This window comes from Hyphomicrobiales bacterium (assembly GCA_039973685.1).
GTDB lineage: Bacteria > Pseudomonadota > Alphaproteobacteria > Rhizobiales > JACESI01 > JACESI01.
This window is the reverse complement of the sequence record JBDWKL010000043.1, coordinates 40,339-57,668: the sequence shown is the minus strand read 5'-3', so window position 1 is coordinate 57,668 and position 17,330 is coordinate 40,339. Positions and strand designations below refer to the sequence as shown.

General features: G+C 47.2%; 20 protein-coding genes. 15 read left to right on the top strand and 5 right to left on the bottom strand.

Features of this window, described 5'->3' with window-relative positions:
- Positions 1–37: 37 nt before the first annotated feature.
- The 3 genes from ABJO30_11395 to msrB form a co-directional block, all read right to left on the bottom strand.
- Entirely contained in the window at positions 38–868 is an 831-nt protein-coding gene (locus tag ABJO30_11395; protein MEP3233422.1) for a glycosyltransferase, read from the bottom strand.
- A gap of 302 nt (positions 869–1,170) precedes the next feature.
- Positions 1,171–3,264: a S9 family peptidase gene (locus ABJO30_11390; GenBank protein MEP3233421.1), complete on the bottom strand. Its 2,094-nt coding sequence runs from the start codon at positions 3,262–3,264 to the stop codon at positions 1,171–1,173.
- A 5-nt stretch (positions 3,265–3,269) separates the two neighbouring features.
- Positions 3,270–3,683 (bottom strand): peptide-methionine (R)-S-oxide reductase MsrB, encoded by a 414-nt coding sequence (gene msrB, locus ABJO30_11385; protein ID MEP3233420.1) that lies wholly within the window; start codon positions 3,681–3,683, stop codon positions 3,270–3,272.
- Between the two features lie 248 nt (positions 3,684–3,931).
- Here msrB and ABJO30_11380 point away from each other — a divergent pair, with 248 nt between their 5' ends.
- The 13 genes from ABJO30_11380 (at position 3,932) to ABJO30_11320 (ending at position 13,338) form a co-directional block, all read left to right on the top strand.
- Entirely contained in the window at positions 3,932–4,438 is a 507-nt protein-coding gene (locus ABJO30_11380) for a Na+/H+ antiporter subunit E (GenBank protein ID MEP3233419.1), read from the top strand.
- Positions 4,435–4,752 (top strand): monovalent cation/H+ antiporter complex subunit F, encoded by a 318-nt coding sequence (locus ABJO30_11375; protein ID MEP3233418.1) that lies wholly within the window; start codon positions 4,435–4,437, stop codon positions 4,750–4,752. The genes ABJO30_11380 and ABJO30_11375 overlap by 4 nt, the downstream gene beginning before the upstream one ends.
- A complete protein-coding gene (gene mnhG / locus ABJO30_11370) occupies positions 4,752–5,201 on the top strand; it encodes a monovalent cation/H(+) antiporter subunit G (GenBank protein MEP3233417.1) in 450 nt (149 codons plus the stop codon). The genes ABJO30_11375 and mnhG overlap by 1 nt, the downstream gene beginning before the upstream one ends.
- Positions 5,201–5,749, top strand: a complete 549-nt coding sequence (locus tag ABJO30_11365) for a DUF4040 domain-containing protein (protein MEP3233416.1) — start codon at positions 5,201–5,203, stop codon at positions 5,747–5,749. Before mnhG ends, ABJO30_11365 begins: the two co-directional genes overlap by 1 nt.
- 1 nt (position 5,750) lies before the next feature.
- The gene (locus ABJO30_11360; GenBank protein ID MEP3233415.1) at positions 5,751–6,197 is read left to right on the top strand and encodes a Na(+)/H(+) antiporter subunit B; all 447 of its coding nucleotides are present in this window, start codon (positions 5,751–5,753) and stop codon (positions 6,195–6,197) included.
- Positions 6,190–6,588 (top strand): cation:proton antiporter subunit C, encoded by a 399-nt coding sequence (locus ABJO30_11355; GenBank protein MEP3233414.1) that lies wholly within the window; start codon positions 6,190–6,192, stop codon positions 6,586–6,588. The genes ABJO30_11360 and ABJO30_11355 overlap by 8 nt, the downstream gene beginning before the upstream one ends.
- A complete protein-coding gene (locus tag ABJO30_11350; protein ID MEP3233413.1) occupies positions 6,585–8,114 on the top strand; it encodes a monovalent cation/H+ antiporter subunit D family protein in 1,530 nt (509 codons plus the stop codon). The genes ABJO30_11355 and ABJO30_11350 overlap by 4 nt, the downstream gene beginning before the upstream one ends.
- Positions 8,111–9,568 carry a monovalent cation/H+ antiporter subunit D family protein gene (locus tag ABJO30_11345; GenBank protein MEP3233412.1) on the top strand — a complete coding sequence of 486 codons (1,458 nt, stop codon included), beginning with the start codon at positions 8,111–8,113 and terminating at the stop codon, positions 9,566–9,568. The genes ABJO30_11350 and ABJO30_11345 overlap by 4 nt, the downstream gene beginning before the upstream one ends.
- Before the next feature lies 1 nt (position 9,569).
- Positions 9,570–9,827, top strand: a complete 258-nt coding sequence (locus ABJO30_11340) for a hypothetical protein (protein ID MEP3233411.1) — start codon at positions 9,570–9,572, stop codon at positions 9,825–9,827.
- The gene (locus ABJO30_11335) at positions 9,817–11,505 is read left to right on the top strand and encodes a Na(+)/H(+) antiporter subunit D (GenBank protein MEP3233410.1); all 1,689 of its coding nucleotides are present in this window, start codon (positions 9,817–9,819) and stop codon (positions 11,503–11,505) included. The genes ABJO30_11340 and ABJO30_11335 overlap by 11 nt, the downstream gene beginning before the upstream one ends.
- Positions 11,506–11,650: 145 nt before the next feature.
- Complete coding sequence (locus tag ABJO30_11330; GenBank protein ID MEP3233409.1) at positions 11,651–12,082, top strand: MucR family transcriptional regulator; 432 nt, start codon at positions 11,651–11,653, stop codon at positions 12,080–12,082.
- Positions 12,083–12,235: 153 nt separating this feature from the next.
- Positions 12,236–12,643, top strand: a complete 408-nt coding sequence (locus ABJO30_11325) for a helix-turn-helix domain-containing protein (GenBank protein MEP3233408.1) — start codon at positions 12,236–12,238, stop codon at positions 12,641–12,643.
- Positions 12,640–13,338, top strand: coding sequence for a DUF6456 domain-containing protein (locus ABJO30_11320; protein ID MEP3233407.1), 699 nt, complete (start codon positions 12,640–12,642; stop codon positions 13,336–13,338). Before ABJO30_11325 ends, ABJO30_11320 begins: the two co-directional genes overlap by 4 nt.
- A gap of 56 nt (positions 13,339–13,394) precedes the next feature.
- Here ABJO30_11320 and ABJO30_11315 read toward each other — a convergent pair whose 3' ends face one another.
- Both ABJO30_11315 and ABJO30_11310 read right to left on the bottom strand, forming a co-directional pair.
- Positions 13,395–13,811 (bottom strand): SufE family protein, encoded by a 417-nt coding sequence (locus tag ABJO30_11315; protein MEP3233406.1) that lies wholly within the window; start codon positions 13,809–13,811, stop codon positions 13,395–13,397.
- Between the two features lie 108 nt (positions 13,812–13,919).
- The gene (locus tag ABJO30_11310; protein MEP3233405.1) at positions 13,920–14,240 is read right to left on the bottom strand and encodes a DUF5330 domain-containing protein; all 321 of its coding nucleotides are present in this window, start codon (positions 14,238–14,240) and stop codon (positions 13,920–13,922) included.
- 566 nt (positions 14,241–14,806) lie between these two features.
- Between ABJO30_11310 and ABJO30_11305 the strand changes: the two genes are divergently transcribed.
- Both ABJO30_11305 and ABJO30_11300 read left to right on the top strand, forming a co-directional pair.
- Complete coding sequence (locus tag ABJO30_11305; GenBank protein MEP3233404.1) at positions 14,807–16,471, top strand: PAS domain-containing sensor histidine kinase; 1,665 nt, start codon at positions 14,807–14,809, stop codon at positions 16,469–16,471.
- A 9-nt stretch (positions 16,472–16,480) separates the two neighbouring features.
- Positions 16,481–17,326 carry a peptidoglycan-binding domain-containing protein gene (locus ABJO30_11300; protein MEP3233403.1) on the top strand — a complete coding sequence of 282 codons (846 nt, stop codon included), beginning with the start codon at positions 16,481–16,483 and terminating at the stop codon, positions 17,324–17,326.
- The last annotated feature ends 4 nt before the right edge of the window (positions 17,327–17,330 follow it).

The window sequence follows — 17,330 nt, the reverse complement described above, 5'->3', positions numbered from 1 at the left end:
AAGAATAAAAAGCCCGCTTTTAAGCGGGCTTTTTTAATTATGCTTTTGCATCTGACGGGGAAGACCATGGTGCTAATTTATAAAACCAAGTCTTTAGCCGCGTCGAGCTTTTACCGGGCAACATGTAGGCAATGCAGCTGCGCATCAAGCCGAGGTAACACCAGATGTTAAGCGGATCGAAATATCGAACTTGTGTCGCCATGCGTGATCGGATCAAACGTGCAGGGCGGGAGACTGATTGTGAATCTTGCCGGATGTTATAACGCATAACCACCTCTGGAACATTGGCAGCTTTATGTCCCTTATGGATGATGCGTGTTAGCAACTCATAATCTGGCATGTAAGCGTCTTCTTTGTAGAATCCTACATCGTCAAAAAGAGTGGCGCGATAAACGACTGTGGAATGAATGAATGTAGAATTCAAACGATGCTGTCGGCGAATAACTTCGTTCGTTGTTGGGTGATAACAGCGCCACAACAATCCGTCTGTATCTTGGTCAACCATGTCAGCAGCGCCGCCGACTAACATCAGCTCTGGATCGCTCTCTAATAGCGCCAATTGCAATTTGAATTTGTTGGCATAAGCAATGTCATCAGAATCGTTGATTGCGATAAACTCACAACCATCAGCAAGCGCAGCTTTGACGCCACGGTTGAAACCAAACGCGCACCCTTTGTTGACTTCATTTGGCAGATACTTGAACCAAGGCTTGTCGCCCCATTTGTCCAAAATTGGTTGAACAGATTTGGGTGAACAATCTTCTATCAGATATACATTGAAGGGGACTTCAATGTGCTTAAATGCATCCAGCACAGCATCGATGGTCTGAAGTTCTTGGTAATACGCAATGACAATGCCGAGTTTCATTATTAGCTCCTGTTTGAGCTAAATGTAATCGGTGAGCGCAACTTTAAAAAGACCGTGAAAAGCCTACAGTTAGCCGCATGGTTAGCGAAAATACTTAATGGCGACCATTCTCACGAATACTTGACAGTTTTTCTTTGTATTGTGTTTATTCTGGGTTTGAGAAAAGCATTTTAATGCATGTTCTGTCTAAAAGGTTCGCGTCTTTGTGATCGCAAGAGAAATTCATGTGATCGAATTTGGGGGCCAGAGGCTGGGTATTGCAGCTCTCTGGCCTAGTGCCGTTTTATGGTAAAAACCGATTTTTAGTTAAAGGATCCCATCACCTTCAAAGCGAAGGCATATTCTTGGGCGGTTTCTTTCAAGCTATCAAAACGACCAGACGCGCCAGAATGACCTGAATCCATATTGGTCTTGAGCATCAAGATATTGTCGTCGCTCTTATGCTCTCTCAATTTTGCAACCCATTTTGCTGGTTCCCAATAGGTAACGCGTGGATCGGTTAGGCCTGCAAGGGCGAAGATTGGTGGATAGGCTTGTGCGCTTACGTTGTCCACCGGCGAATAGGCTGCGATGGTTTTATAGTCTTCAGTACTCTCAATCGGATTACCCCATTCTGGCCACTCAGGCGGGGTGAGGGGAAGCGTGTCATCAAGCATTGTTGTGAGTACATCCACGAAAGGAACAGCCGCGATGCAGCCACCGAACAAGGATGGTTCCATATTGACGATAGCGCCCATCAACATGCCGCCAGCCGAGCCGCCATGGGAGATGATTTTGCCTTTTGAGGTATAGCCTTCATTGGCAAGGTGGTGCCCTGCCGAGATGAAATCCTTAAAGGTGTTTTCTTTGTGCTCGCGTTTGCCAGCTTTATACCAAGCATCACCCTTTTCCATGCCGCCACGAATATGGGCGATGGCATAAACAAAGCCACGATCAACAAGGGATAGGCGCGTGGTGGAGAATGAGGCAGGCATCGACATGCCGTATGAACCATATCCGTAAAGTAGCAAAGGTGCGGAGCCATCAAGCGGCGTGTCTTTGCGATGGACGATAGAAATTGGAACATCCACACCGTCATGACTTTTTGCTTGAAGGCGGCGGGTTACATAATCGCCAGCATCATGACCGGATGGAATTTCCTGCTCTTTGCGAAGAACGCGCTCGCGGGTTTCCATGTCGTAATCATAGGTTTGGCCAGGTGTTGTCATGGATGAATAGGAAAAGCGAATAGCCGTTGTGTCGTATTCATAGCCACCTGAAAGGCCCAGAGAATAAGCTTCTTCATCAAAAGAGATTGCGTGCTCTTCGCCATCCGACAAGCGTTGGATAACAATGCGCGGTAGGGCGCTTCGAACTTCAAGCCACACAAGGTGGTTCTTGTAGGTGCCCATAGACTTGATAAGCCGGCCCGGTTCATAGGCGACATAATCTTCCCAGTTGCTGCGGGATGGGTCTGAGACAGGTGCTGTTACCAGCTTTATATCTGCTGCATCATCCGCGTTGGTTGAGATGATCAATCGGGTATCGTCCAGATCGTCCACGGAATACTCAATTTCAATCTCGCGCTTTGCCACCAAGCGCGGTGCGCTTTCTGGTTTGTCCGCATCAATCAAATAGACTTCGGCCGTTTGGTGATCATGGCAATCAATGGTGATGAAGCGATTGGCTGATGTTTTGCCAACGCCAACGAAAAAACCTGGGTCTTCTTCTTCATAGATCAGTTGATCGTTTTCTGGTGCGTCGCCGATGACATGCCTGAACACTTTGGACGGGCGATGGTTCTCATCCTGCTTCACATAGAAGAAAGACTTGCTGGCATTATCCCAAACACCGCCGCCAGTGGTCTCAGTAATTTCGTCAGCAAGGTCTTCGCCTGTCGCCAAATCGCGCACACGCAGCGTGAAGTACTCAGAGCCCTTGTCATCAAATGACCAAATGCCGAGTTTGTGGTCATCAGAATGCCCAAGCCCACCAAGTCGGAAATAGGCTTTTCCTTCTGCCAGCGCATCGCCATCAAGCAGCACTTGTTCATTCGAGCCATCAAGGGCTGTGCGTAGAAAATGAGGTTGCTGGCCGCCCGTCACATACCGCATCGAATAGGCATAATCGCCATCTTTTGAAGGTACGGAAGAATCATCTTCTTTAATCCGCGCTTTCATTTCTTCAAACAGCGTTTCTTGAAGGGCAGTGGTGTCTTCAAAATATGCGTTGGTATAATCGTTTTCGGCTTCAAGATATCCGCGAATGTCGTCTGCCAGAACGGAGGGGTCGCGCATGACTTCTTGCCAGTTATCAGCACGAAGCCAAGCATAATCATCTGTGCGTTCAATTCCATGATTGCTCAGTGTGACAGGTCGTTTTTCCGCTTTGGGCGGTGTCGGCATTTTATTGGTCATGAAGTTTATTCGTCCGCTTCAAAGGTAAGAGCATGGCCATTCATACAATAGCGTTGGCCTGTTGGCAGAGGGCCGTCTGGAAAGACATGGCCAAGGTGAGCATCACATTTGGCACATCTGACTTCTGTGCGCACCATGAAAAAACTGCGGTCTTTATATTCGGCAACGTTTTCCTCGCCGATAGGCGCAAAGAAACTCGGCCATCCCGTGCCAGATTCAAATTTGGTTTTGGTTTCAAACAGCGGATTGCCACAGCAAACACAGGAAAACGTGCCATCGGCTTCTTGATGTTGGTGCGGGCCAGTGCCAGCGCGTTCTGTGCCGTGTTCTCTGGTGACACGATATTGTTCAGCCGTTAATTGCGAACGCCATTCTGCATCTGGTTTTACAATTTCGACATTTGGGTTTGGTTTTGCCATTTGTGATGAACTCCTCTTTGGTTCAAAAAATAGTATCTATCGCGAAGACGGCAAGTCACGCTTTTGGCATGATACATGCGAATGGTGATGGAATGTGTCGATATTTGTGGGAAAACGTTGTTTTGGGAATAAAAACGCAGTTTGCGGTTGTGGAATTACACTTAGACTTCTGTATGTAGGTTAACGCTCAATCACGAAATGATTCGGATTGTTTTACACGTAACGCCAGTCGAAACAAAAGTTTAGTTATGCCGCGATCTCCCATTCGGTTTTTGCTTCTCGCAATACTTCTTTTTGCCACATGGTTACTGCTGTCTGGTATTTATCACATACCTAGATTGAACATTACTGGTGCGGTAACTTGCGTTATTGTCGCTTGGATTGTTGACCGTGCTCGGCTGCTAGATTTTGAAGCGCTGCCGTTAGCGCTGGTTCCCCGTGGTTTGACTTATTGGCCTTGGCTTGGCTGGGAGATTGTGAAATCTGCCCTCAATGTTACGCGCATTATTCTTAGTCCTAAAATGCCAATCTCACCGACGATGATTACGTTTACGCCAACTCAAAAAACAGATGTGGGTTTGGCAACGCATGGCAATTCAATCACGCTGACACCTGGCACAATTACTGTTGGAATATCCTCCGCCAACAATATCATTCAAGTGCATGGCATTGAGCGCTCAGGTGCTGAAGGTTGTGCGGGCAGTGATATGGACAAGAAAGTCAGTTGGTTTGAAGGCAAAGGAGGCGCGTCATGATGTTTGTTGTGACAATGGCAGCGGTTTTGATTTCGCTTGCTCTGGCCACATTCCGTGCACTGGCGGGGCCAAATGTCTTTGACCGTGTGCTGGCGGGTAACTTCGTTGGAACCTTGGCGATTTTGTTTTTGGCAGTCCTTGGCTTTTTGAATGGTCGCCCAGAGTTTTTGGATGTCGGTTTGGTTTATGCCTTTTTGAACATCACAGGCACCTATGCCGTATTGAAGTTCTTCCGCTATGGCGCGCTCGGTGGTGAAGCGCCACCTAAGGAGCAAGAAGAATCCCGTGAAGGTGTGAGCGGGGTGCATAAATAATGGACGCTTTGGTTGATCTTCTTTCTTGGGCGCTTTTAGGTGCTGGTTCGTTCTTCCTCGTGATTGGCGCAATCGGCTTGGTGCGGATGCCTGATATCTTCACCAGAATGCACGCGACCTCTGTTGCTGAAACGCTCGGTGTTGGCTTCATTTTAGGTGGCTTAATGGTCCAAGGCGGATTTACGTTGGTGACGTTCAAACTCGTTTGCTTGTTTATCTTGCTGTTTTTAACTGCACCTGTTGCATCACACGCGATTGCCCGTGCTGCGATTGCAGACGGTGTCGAGCCGATTTTGGACGGACCTGAAATTGATGCGCGCGACGGGGATGACCTGCCGCCACTCGGGTCGACCAGAAAAGTAACCACTGCAATTGATGCGTCAGACGCGGAAGCTTCTGCTTCGGTGATTGTCGAAGACGAGACAGTCAATACTGGGGAGAAGCGATAATGTCTGAATCCATTATCAATATGATCCTGCTAACCTTGCTGGCCTGTGTCACCGTCGGTGTTGTGAGAACGCGCAATCTGTTCGGTGTCGTTGTTCTGGCTGGTATTTACTCATTCCTCATCGCATCCGTGATGATGGTCCTTGATGCGGTTGATGTTGCGATGACTGAAGCCTCCGTTGGTGCGGGTGTTTCAACAGTTCTGATCTTGGGCACGCTCTACCTAACGAAGACCCATGAAGCCTTGCCGAAAAAGACAAGTGTCATGCCGCTGATCGTGGCTCTCGCGGTTGGTTTGATGTTGATTTACGGTACGATTGATCTGCCGCCATTTGGCATTGCAGAGCAACCGATCAACCAACATATTGGCATCGGCTTTCTTGATCGTTCCATTCCTGAAACAGGTATTCCCAACGTGGTGACATCCGTTTTGGCAACCTATCGTGGTTTCGATACGCTGGGCGAGGTAACCGTTGTGTTCACCGCTGGTATCGGCATTTTGATGCTGCTTCGTCGCCGCCGTTCAAAAAAACAAGAGGGGGAGCAATAGGATGCGTCTTGATGTGATCCTGCGCATTGTCACAAAGATGATGCTGCCCTTTATGTTGATGTTTGCGCTTTACGTGCATTTCCACGGTGACTTTAGTCCCGGTGGAGGGTTCCAAGCTGGCGTGATTATTGGCGCTGCAGTCGTGTTTCATGCCTTGGTGTTCGGCCTTTACCCAACCCAGAAAATCGTAACGCCGCGCCTTGCTGAAATCATGATGCCGCTTGGCGTTTTGATCTATGCTGGTGTTGGTGTCATCACGTTGATGCTCGGCGAAAACTTCCTTGGCTATGATGTTTTGGATGGTCACTACGACCCAACAAAGAACAATTACCACGGGCAAGAGCGCGGTGTTTTGTGGATTGAGGTGGGCGTGCTCACAACAGTTGCAGGCACCATCATCTCAATTTTTTATGCCTTTGCAGGACGGGGACGTCTGAAAGATGATTGAAGATATCGTCACCAATTATAACTATTTCATCACCATCTTCTTGATGTCGTGCGGTCTTTATATCGTCGTGGCCAGAGGCAATATGGTGAAGAAGCTGATCGGTCTTGGCCTGTTCCAAACCTCGGTTTATTTGCTCTATCTGTCACCCGGTAAAATTCTTGGCGGAACACCGCCGATTATCGGTGAAGGCTATGAAGTTTATTCAAACCCATTGCCGCACGTCTTGATCCTAACTGCGATCGTGGTGGGTGTTGCAACGCTAGGTCTTGGTCTGGCGCTTGTTGTTCGTATTAATGAAGCCTATGGCACAATTGAAGAAGATGACCTCTTCGGCAAGGGTGGCATTGCTGATGAAGAAGATGCTCATCAGGGCATGGGAGGTGGCGAATGAGTGCCGACGCATCCCACGCAACAGCGGCTTTTTCTGTGATGGAACATTTGCCAATTCTACTTGTTGCAGTCCCAATGATTGGCGCAGCCGTCGTTGCGATGACACGCAGCAGCAATTTGGCTTGGTTCATTTCTCTTGTTATCAGCCTTATCATGCCAGTCCTTGCAGGCCTGCTTCTGCATGAAGTTTATAAGGCGGGCGTTATCTCTTATGCCCTCGGCGGTTGGGAACCACCATACGGTATTGAATACCGTGTTGATGTGGCCAATGCCTTCGTTCTTCTTATCGTTTCCGTCATGGCAACCTTCGCGCTTTTATACGCAAAGCGTGTCGTAGAAGAAGATATTGCAGATCATAACAGACCGTGGTTTTACACCATGTATTTGTTGTGCCTTTGCGGTCTTCTCGGCATCGCCGTCACAGGCGACGCTTTCAACGCCTTCGTGTTTCTTGAAGTGTCATCTCTTTCAACCTACGCAATGATTGCAATGGGTCGTGACCGCCGTGCTCTGATTGCTGCTTACCAGTATCTCGTTATGGGCACGATTGGTGCAACGCTCTATGTGATTGGCGTTGGTATCTTGTTTGCGATGACAGGCACTTTGAACTTTGCTGATATGGCAGAGCGGCTGAAAGACGTTGAAGAGACAAGACCAGTCTTTGCAGCCCTTGCCTTCATTACTGTTGGCCTTAGCCTCAAGATTGCGCTCTTCCCACTTCATAAGTGGCTACCAAATGCCTATGCTTATGCACCGTCCATGGCGACTGTGTTCTTGGCATCGACAGCAACAAAAGTCGCGATCTATTTGTTGGTCCGCTTCGCTTATTCAATCTATGCTCCGGTTGTAGATTTTGGCAGTTCACCGTCCGTTTCTATCATCGTTGGCTTGTCGCTTCTTGCCATGTTCATCGCGTCCTTCGTGGCCTGTACGCAAAAGAACGTTGAACGCATGTTGGCATTCTCGTCTGTTGCGCAAATTGGTTATATAACCCTTGGCGTTTCATTCGGCTCTAAGCTTGGTCTCACAGGCGGTTTGGTTCACCTGTTGAACCACGCGGTTATGAAGGGTGCGCTCTTCATGTGCACCGGCGCGATTATGTTGCGGCTTGGTTCCGTGAAGCTTGATGATATGGCGGGTATCGGTCGCAAAATGCCAATTACGATGGCGCTGTTTGTCCTTGCTGGTCTCAGCCTCATTGGTGTCCCTGGCACTGTTGGCTTCGTATCCAAATGGTACTTGGCGCTTGCATCCTTTGAATCAGGACAAGGCTGGCTTGCCTTTGCCATTATGGGCTCATCGCTCTTGGCTGTGGTCTATGTCGGTCGGGTTGTTGAAGTTGCCTATTTCAGAGAGCCAAGCGCGCGCGTTATGACCACTCAGGAGCCACCATTCATGATGTTGGTTCCAATGGTCTTGCTCGTGATTGCTTGTTTCTACTTCGGTATTGATGCGGAATACACCGCAGAAACGGCTGCAAAGGCTGCTGATGTGTTTCTTTCTGGCATGGGAGGGGCTGCCCAATGATGACGATGGATAGCCTTTTACTCTTTACGATCTTGCTGCCTTTATTGGCCGCTGTCGGTATCCTTGTTTTCTCGCGTTACCCAAACATGCGCGAAGGCATCACAATTGTTACAGCCATTGTCCTGCTGTTTGAAGTGATCAACGTTTATGATTATTTCCAAGGCGGACAAGTGCCAGCTGTTGGACCGTTCCAAGTTCTACCGGGCCTTGATATCGCCTTTAATGTTGAACCATTGGGCATGTTGTTCGCGCTGATTGCTTCGATTTTGTGGATCATCAATTCGATCTATTCAATCGGCTATATGCGTGGCAATAACGAGCCTCGCCAAACACAGTTTTATATCTGTTTTGCGGTTTCTATTTTCGGTGTCATGGGCATCGCGTTTTCTGCAAACCTCTTTACGCTGTTCTTGTTCTACGAAATTTTGACACTCGCGACTTATCCGCTGGTGACACATAAGGGCAATGATGATGCGAAGAAGGGCGGACGCCTCTACCTTTTGATCCTGCTTGGCACATCAATGTTGTTGCTCCTGCCTGCAATCATCTGGACTGGCTTCCTTGCTGGAACAATGGACTTCACTGTTGGTGGCATCTTAGACGGCAAAGCTTCATCTGGCGTGCTTCTGGTCCTCATGCTGCTCTTCATGTTCGGCATTGGTAAGGCGGCCCTCATGCCGTTCCATTTCTGGCTTCCAGCCGCAATGGTCGCACCAACGCCTGTATCCGCCTTGCTCCATGCTGTGGCGGTTGTGAAAGCTGGCGTGTTCACCGTTGTTAAAGTGATCGTCTATGTCTTCGGCATTGATCTTTTAAAAGAGACAGGGGCAGGCGACTGGTTGCTCTATGCAGCAGGCTTTACTGTTGTTGCCGCATCATTGGTTGCTATCCGTCAGGACAACATCAAAAAACGACTTGCCTATTCAACGGTTAGTCAGCTCTCCTATGTGGTGCTTGCTGCGGCCATCTTAGCGCCGATCTCGATGATTGGTGCGGCCATGCACATTGCAGCGCACGCAGTCTCTAAGATTACACTCTTCTTTGCAGCTGGTTCAATTTACACCGCTGCTCATAAAACAGAGGTGAGCCAACTAAATGGCATTGGTTGGAAGATGCCAATTACCATGGCAGCCTTTGCTGTAGGCGCGCTTTCTATGATCGGCCTGCCGCCAACCGCTGGCTTCCTTGGCAAGTGGTTTATGCTTTCAGGCGCTGTTTCGACAGGGCAGTGGTTTGCTGTTGGCGTAATCGTGGTTTCCACCATGTTGAACGCTGGTTACTTCCTGCCAATTTTGTACCGTGCTTTCTTGATGAAGCCGGACGTTGAAGGGGACCACGGCGAGGCACCTCTTGGCATTTTAATCGCAATCTCCGCAACGGCGATCGGGACAATACTTCTGTTCTTGTTCCCAGGCGTTGCCTTTGACCTAGCATCCAAAATGGTTGGGCTTTGATATGAGTGAACAAAAACCAGATAGCGACCACTGGCTTGTGCGTCCAAGAACAATCCGATTGATATGGATTTGGTCCATCATCATCTTGGCACTCTTGGTGCTTGGCGATTTTCTTGTTCATCATCACAGCTATTTTGGCCTTGATGGAACCTTTGGTTTTGGCGCGTGGTACGGCTTTATAAGCTGCGTTGTTCTAGTGGTAGGATCTAAGCTGGTTGGCTTGATCCTGAAACGTCCGGATACATATTATGATGAGTGATACACTCCTTCCACCTGGTCTCATCCTCATTCTCATAGGTCTGCTGCTTCCGCTGCTTAAAGATACGTGGCGTAGCATTGCCTTGGTGCTTGGCCCGCTGTTGGTCTTAGTCAGTGTTTGGTCTTTGCCAGATGGAAATGTCGTAAAGGCGAGCTATCTCGGTTACGAACTGGTGCTTGTTCGGGCAGATGAATTATCACGCCTGTTTGCTACAGTCTTTTCGCTCATGGCAGCAGCCGGTGGTTTATACGCCATCAGTCAATCTAAAACGCGCGAGCTTTCAGCAGCCTTCGTTTATGCAGGGTCGGCCATTAGTGTGGTCTTTGCAGGTGACTTGATTACCGTCTTCATCTTCTGGGAAATCATGGCAATCGCCTCCACAATAGTGGTCTGGTCCGGTGGGGCAGGGGCGAAAGCGGCAGGGCAACGCTATGCGGTTGTGCACTTCTTAGGTGGCGTTCTGCTTATGGCAGGCATTGCAGGAGAAGTTGCGACGACAGGCTCCATTGCCTTTGACGTGATGGAAGCAAACTCTTGGTCACGTTGGTTGATCCTCGGTGGCTTCTTAATCAACGCAGGTGCACCGCCATTTTCTGCATGGCTACCTGACGCTTATCCCGAAGCTTCTTGGTCTGGCACCGTTTTCCTTTCAGCTTTCACCACGAAGACGGCAGTCTACGTGTTGATGCGGACTTTCCCAGGCACAGAAATCTTGATCTATATCGGCCTCTATATGGTCTTCTACGGCATCGTCTATGCGATCTTAGAAAACGATATGCGCCGCATTTTGGCCTATTCAATCATCAACCAAGTTGGCTTTATGATTGTTGGTATCGGTATCGGTAGCGAAATGTCGCTCAATGGTGCCGCCGCTCACGCTTTCGTCCACATTATCTATAAGGCGTTGTTATTGATGTCCGCTGGTGCGGTCCTCTACCAAACCGGTAAGCACAAGTGTACGGACTTGGGCGGATTGTTCCGCACCATGCCGATTACCATGATCTGCGGTACAATCGGCGCCTTAGCGATCTCGGCCTTCCCGTTTACTTCTGGCTTTGTTGCCAAGTCAGTCATCTCTCAGGGCGCAGCAGACGCACACTTAGGCTTTGTCTGGTATTTACTTGCTGCCGCTTCTGCTGGTGTGTTCCTTCATGCGGGTATTAAATTCCCTTGGTTTGTGTTCTTCCAAAAAGACAGTGGCATGCGCCCAAGTGAGCCACCGAAGACCATGCTGTGGTCAATGGTGCTGCTTTCTGCCGCCTGTATTTTGATCGGTGTGTTCCCTGATATGCTTTATAGCTTGTTGCCGCACCAAGTTGATTATGTCCCTTACACAGGTGCGCACATCGTCTTCCAACTTCAGCTCTTGCTGTTCTCTGGCCTTGCCTTCTTTGTGCTTTTACCAATGTTGAAGCGGACACTTACAATTACGCTAGACTTTGATTGGTTCTATCGCAGCTTTGGTAAAGCAGTAGCCCGTATTTTTGACGGCGTGACGGCTGGTTTGTGGGCCTCCCTCGTGAGTTTATGCACTGGGGTTTCTAAGTCTGCTGTGAACTTGATCCTAAAATTACACGGACCCAAAGGTGTCTTTTCTGAGACGTGGTCTACAGGCGTGATGGCTTTTTGGACGACGGTATTACTCGGCCTGAATTTGTTGGTCTACTTTACGTGGTAAACTAGAATTGAGTAAAATTTATTACAACTCTAGGTAGATTTATCCGGACTTATATGTATATTTGAAATGGTTGAGCGTTTGATTCATATTCTTTGCTCAATAAAAACATCAAATATAAATACAAGAATCTGGCTAGGGATATACTTTGAATAATTTGGATGAAAAAGAGGTATTCAAACCTAATCAAAATAACGATATTGTTGATCTTACATCGGATATTATTTGTTCTTATGTAACAAATAACTCTGTTACAGTTGAAGATCTGCCAAGCTTAATAAGCCAAATACACTCTACACTTGTCGCTATTTCTGGACCTAAAATAGATACGATGCAGGAACCGCAGAAACCTGCGGTATCTAAAAAGCGATCAATCAAGCCAGACTATTTGATTTGTTTGGAAGATGGGCAGAAATTCAAGTCGTTAAAACGACACTTGCGGTCAAAATACAATCTATCTCCTGAAGAATATCGGTTGAAATGGCAACTTCCGTCCGACTATCCAATGGTGGCGCCAAATTATGCCGCCGAACGATCAAAGCTCGCGATGAAAATGGGATTAGGCCAAAAACGAAAATGATCGATCGTCAAATTTATTTATAAAAAGTTATAAGATTTTTAAAATAAAAATGATCATTTATTTGTCGTAAACCTAAAATTGGTGATAAAATTTAAAATACTCCCCATGCATCAATAAAAAATAAAAATGATGCATTAATTTGGGGAAAATAATATGCGGCATGATCAAAGTATCGTAGAATTAGTTGATGTTGAGCCATTTAATTTGTTTTACGCAAAGGGCAGAGGCACTTGTGATTTCATAAAGTACTCTACCGCCAAGGCATTTGGTATCCGGTCTTGCGATTTGGAATCAAGAACAAGAAAGCAAGCTGATATTGCGTTTGCGCGGCAGATAGCAATGTACATCGCTCATGTGCGTCTTGGACTAAACCTTGGAGAAGTCGGGAGAGTCTTTCAACGGGATAGAACGACCGTTGGTCACGCTTGTCGTTTAATCGAAGATAGAAGAGATGACGAGCAAGTTGATTTTTTGATCAATTGTTTGGAACGAGCAGTCGAAGAGTGGTTGCAAATCGCGCATCACCGCACCGTTGGTATAGCATCGGGGGTAGAAAAATGAGCGATCTTGAAAAACGGTCCATCAAATTATTACGTTTAATCGCTGGTTCATCCAAGAGTGTGGGTGTGAATAGCGGTGTTGCCGAGGCACTAAAACAAGACGAAGTGTTGCTGGATAAATTGTTTGCCAACGCATTGATCGAGAAAAAGCCACCTCATGGTTATTCTATTACCAAAGAGGGGGTGAATTTTTTGAAACGGGGACGGTGCGATGAAGGCATCGCCTATCAACGACAACACCAAAGTGTTGTTGTTGGCGAGATTGATGCTGGCGAAAAAGTATCTATCAACCAAAATGAAAGTCCATTGGCTCGGTTGTATCATCGTCGCGGCAGGTCGGGCGGACGCTTGCTATCTAAAATACAGTTTGAGGCGGGCGAGTGTCTTCGGCGAGATTTTGAAGCATCACGAATGAGCCCAAAACTTGGAATGACGCTTGGCCCGAAAGTAGATGGCGGTGGCTATCGTGACGCCGCCTCAAGTGCCATGACAGGATCGATTGCTGCAAAGCAAAGGACCGAGCAAGCAATGGCCACCGTCGGGCCAGAGCTTGGCACTTTATTGCTAGATGTTTGCTGCTATTTGAAAGGACTAGAACTTATTGAACGTGAACGGCAATGGCCGGTTCGATCGGCAAAGGTGGTTTTGGGTGTAGCGCTCAATCAGCTCGCGGTACATTATGGCCTTACCAATTGAGCTGAGGGGATAAGCTTTAATAGTCGGTGTTTAAGAATGCGAGAGTGCTAATGCATTCACGCCAATGCGGATGCAGCATCAGCTTTGATCCGCTGTACCATCGAGTTCAAGCCATTCGAGCGTTGTGGGGTTAAATGTTCATTGAGGCCAATTTGTTTAAACAAGGCATCAGTATCGAAGGATTTAATTTCACTCGCTCTTTTACCAGATAATGCAGCGAGAACGATTGCAACCAGCCCCTTCACAATATGGGCGTCGCTATCTCCTTGATAGGTGATGCTGGGATCACTTGGGGCATCGGATATGGTTTTGATCAGCCAAACCTGGCTAACACATCCTTCTATCTTATGTTCGGCTGTTTGATGTTCTGCTGGAAACTCAGGCATCGTGCGCCCTAGTTCAATGACATAGCGATACTTGTCTTCCCAATCATCGAGAAACTCAAAGTTATCTAAGATCGTTTCTAAGTCCATAAGAGGCGTATCCAGCTCGTTTTAGAATGCACACTCTCGGCTATCATGCAGCGTTGCCAAGCACAACCTCACGAGAGGCAGAATTGCTTCCAAAGACCTTTAAGTTCTCTAAGAGGTTTGGTTTTTTGATACTGCTGCTGCTTCTACTGATTTCTCCGCAAATTGTTCATCGAGAAATTTGTAAAGCAAACCTGATGCATATACAGCCTTCACACCGAACGCATTGGCGAAGTCACGGCCTTTTTCGCAAGTCTCTGGGTTGCGGCCACAAAAACTTGCAAGGTCAGAAATCGCTCCACTGGCAATTTCAATTGCACCAGCAGTCGAAACGACTTGTGTAACAGTTGCGTCTGTTTTGGATTTATCAATCGGCAATATCAGCACAATTAAACTTACCCAAAATACGGTTCTGATTAAGAACATGATCATTTTAAATTCCCCAAAGATCGCTTTTTTCCCACAGCGTTGAACTGACCATAGCGCTAGTGTTTCAAGATCAAATGGAGATTGGTGGTTGGTTTTGAGGTAAACTGTCTACAAATTTGAATAAAATTGTAATTGTTTGAAATTGTGCGAGTAAATATTGGGCTGTTGAATTAAGCCGTTGATATAATTGATTATTATTTTGAATTTAGGGTTTTCCGTGGTCGATTTTTTGTTAAGGGATTAGCAACCATGTTGAATGAAAGCATGAAATAAACCGCATTTTTCGCGATTTTTTCGATTTAACGAGCTTAAGCGCTGTTCATTTTAGCGGTTTTTTTAATACCCCGTGAGATGCTGTTTAAATAACAAAAGCCCAAAAGGGGCTATAACAGGGTCTAAGGCGCGTGTTCTTTCGAGTATCAGAAGATTTATTTTCTAGTGAACTGTTTGGTGAGCAAGACTGGCCGCAATTAGAGCGACAGTTTTTAGTAACCCAGATTGTATCTAGCGTTTTTGCCCTCCTCGCATTTCCGATTTGGATATTGTGGAGTGGAGCGCTCACTTTTGAGATGGCAATTATCTTTGTGTGGTTGCTTGGTCCCCTTGCATCGGCATTGGTATTGGTTCGCTCGCGATCGCTTGAGCTGGCCTTTTTGGTATCTGCAACAACGCTTACTGGATTAATTGCTACAATATGTGCGTTTACTGGTGGTACCCAGTCTTTTGCCTTGGTGTGGCTGCTCGTTATTCCTGCAGAGGCTGCATTGGGCAAGCGTAGATGGGTGATTATCTACTCTCTAGTGCCTTTGGTCGTGGCTTTGACGGTCTTGTTTCTTGGAACTAAGGCTAATTGGTTCAGCGCTTATGAAGTTGTTGCAAGTTCTTCTCAATTTGGTGTCTTCGTTGGGCCTCTTGCACTCATCTTATATGTAGCAGCTCTCACTTTCCGTGTTCAGACAGCTTATTCCGCTAGTCAACAGCGTTTAAGTATCAACCAAGAACGTTATCGTTTGTTGGCAAATAACACGACCGACCTGATTACCCAGCATAATAGCACTGGTGAAATCGTGTTTGCCTCACCAGCAGCCAAGACATTGCTTGGCGTTGCCCCGTTTGATGTTTGTAACAAGGGCCTTTTTGATCGTGTGCATATTGCCGATCGTCCGGCCTATTTGAAGCTCTTATCAGATGTTGTCGCGAGAGGGTTGCCACTTAAAGCGGAATTTCGTCTTCGCACGTCTGTTCTTCGTAGTGGCTGCATTGAAATGAATTCATCGACTTGCCGCGACCATGATTTTAGTTGGATGGAAATGCGGTGTCGTCCGATTTGGGATGAGCATGAAACGGTTACAGGTATAGTCGCGACCACTCGCGATATTAGTGAAAGACATGCCCAGCAGAATGCGCTTGAAGAAGCACACGCGGAATTGCAGCAATTAAGTGATGCGAAGACACGCTTCTTGGCCAATATGAGCCATGAACTGCGCACTCCTCTTAATGCGATTATTGGCTTTTCTGAAATTTTGCAACAAGAGCTATTTGGCAAGCTACAAAACGAGAAACAGAGTGAATACGTGAACTTAATCCACGATTCAGGCAGCCATTTGCTACAAATTGTGACTGATATTTTGGATATGTCCAAGATTGAAAGCGGCACCTTCGATATTGTTCCTGAACCGTTTAATGTTGAGAAACTTGTCAGGTCATGCACAGGCATCATGAGCCAGCAAGCTGATATGCGTGAAATCAATTTGGTGTCGACGATCCCTGAAGATCTGCCTGAGGCAATCGCGGATTCGCGAGCGTGTCGTCAGATTTTGATCAACTTGATATCTAATGCTCTGAAGTTCTCAGACAAGAAAGACACTGTGACAGTTGGTGTTCGCGTTGAAGGGGACAATCTTGCCTATTTCGTTCGCGACACGGGCATTGGCATGAACAAAGCTGATCTTAAGCGGATTGGACAACCATTCTTCCAAGCCGATAGTGCGCATGACAGACGTTATGAAGGCACGGGGCTTGGTGTGTCTGTGGTGAAGGGTTTGACTGAACTTCACAAAGGACGCGTAGAATTTGAAAGTGAACTGGGCGAGGGGACGTGTGTAACAGTGTTTATTCCGCTGGATTGTGAAGCGGATTCGAATACTGTTGAAGCCTTTTCTCCAATGTCAAAGTTACCAGATCTATCTGATCTTGAAACGTTGATACAAGAAAAGGCTTATAAAACAGCCTAAGGAAAGACCATGAATAAAAACAAAGATTTTCTTGCAGATCTTGGCGCAGAGCCACAACGTGGTGAGCGCCCTACACATCAAGCAGCAACGACAGAAGCTCGTGCGTATGATGAAGGGGCGTCATTGGTTCAGATCCTAGTCACGCGGTTTACAAGGTTTGCTCTTTCAAACCAACGTGAGCTAGCAGTTGGCATATCTGTATGTGCGTTGGTGGGTGCAGCCAGCATCAACACTCTATTTTTGCAAGAAGGTAAGCATCCAGCGCCAATCTTTGGCGCAAGCACTCAACAACAAGTTGCCGCAGCAGAACCTGTGCCATCGCAAACCAGCGAGATCGTTTTGGAACAAGCCGGCGATCAAGATATTGCAGATCCTGTTGTGCGAGAAATACAGGCTCATCTTACTGCTCGGGGTTATTTCGATTCAGAGATTGATGGTTTGATCGGTGCCAGAACACGTGCTTCGATCGGTCTGTATCAGCGGGCAAACAATGAACCTGTGACAAATGAGCCAAGCAAGCAATTGCTGGAACATATTCGACTTTCCAGACCAGACGAAGGCTACCATGTTGCTGCTCGTCAAAAGATCGCCGACCAAAATAAGGCTTCGGGTATAGCTTCTTCAGCACCAAGCATTATCAAGGCGAAGTCTGAGGTGATTAGTGACCCGCTCATGATCAAGCAAATTCAAGAAGCGCTAGCTAGGCTCGGTTACAATGATGTGACAGCAGATGGGGTTGTCGGCCCAATCACGCGTGAAGCTGTTTTGAACTTCAAAAAGAAGCATGGTCTTGATGCAGACGGCACGATCACGACTGCACTTTTGGACGAATTGTCGAAGCTCACTGAGCTTTAATTAT

Coding starts and splice junctions, on each gene's coding strand:
- ABJO30_11395 (MEP3233422.1), bottom strand. CDS start 868: ATGAAACTCGGCATTGTCATTGCGTATTACCAAGAACTTCAGACCATC.
- ABJO30_11390 (MEP3233421.1), bottom strand. CDS start 3,264: ATGACCAATAAAATGCCGACACCGCCCAAAGCGGAAAAACGACCTGTC.
- msrB (MEP3233420.1), bottom strand. CDS start 3,683: ATGGCAAAACCAAACCCAAATGTCGAAATTGTAAAACCAGATGCAGAA.
- ABJO30_11380 (MEP3233419.1), top strand. CDS start 3,932: ATGCCGCGATCTCCCATTCGGTTTTTGCTTCTCGCAATACTTCTTTTT.
- ABJO30_11375 (MEP3233418.1), top strand. CDS start 4,435: ATGATGTTTGTTGTGACAATGGCAGCGGTTTTGATTTCGCTTGCTCTG.
- mnhG (MEP3233417.1), top strand. CDS start 4,752: ATGGACGCTTTGGTTGATCTTCTTTCTTGGGCGCTTTTAGGTGCTGGT.
- ABJO30_11365 (MEP3233416.1), top strand. CDS start 5,201: ATGTCTGAATCCATTATCAATATGATCCTGCTAACCTTGCTGGCCTGT.
- ABJO30_11360 (MEP3233415.1), top strand. CDS start 5,751: ATGCGTCTTGATGTGATCCTGCGCATTGTCACAAAGATGATGCTGCCC.
- ABJO30_11355 (MEP3233414.1), top strand. CDS start 6,190: ATGATTGAAGATATCGTCACCAATTATAACTATTTCATCACCATCTTC.
- ABJO30_11350 (MEP3233413.1), top strand. CDS start 6,585: ATGAGTGCCGACGCATCCCACGCAACAGCGGCTTTTTCTGTGATGGAA.
- ABJO30_11345 (MEP3233412.1), top strand. CDS start 8,111: ATGATGACGATGGATAGCCTTTTACTCTTTACGATCTTGCTGCCTTTA.
- ABJO30_11340 (MEP3233411.1), top strand. CDS start 9,570: ATGAGTGAACAAAAACCAGATAGCGACCACTGGCTTGTGCGTCCAAGA.
- ABJO30_11335 (MEP3233410.1), top strand. CDS start 9,817: ATGATGAGTGATACACTCCTTCCACCTGGTCTCATCCTCATTCTCATA.
- ABJO30_11325 (MEP3233408.1), top strand. CDS start 12,236: ATGCGGCATGATCAAAGTATCGTAGAATTAGTTGATGTTGAGCCATTT.
- ABJO30_11320 (MEP3233407.1), top strand. CDS start 12,640: ATGAGCGATCTTGAAAAACGGTCCATCAAATTATTACGTTTAATCGCT.
- ABJO30_11315 (MEP3233406.1), bottom strand. CDS start 13,811: ATGGACTTAGAAACGATCTTAGATAACTTTGAGTTTCTCGATGATTGG.
- ABJO30_11310 (MEP3233405.1), bottom strand. CDS start 14,240: ATGATCATGTTCTTAATCAGAACCGTATTTTGGGTAAGTTTAATTGTG.
- ABJO30_11305 (MEP3233404.1), top strand. CDS start 14,807: ATGGCAATTATCTTTGTGTGGTTGCTTGGTCCCCTTGCATCGGCATTG.
- ABJO30_11300 (MEP3233403.1), top strand. CDS start 16,481: ATGAATAAAAACAAAGATTTTCTTGCAGATCTTGGCGCAGAGCCACAA.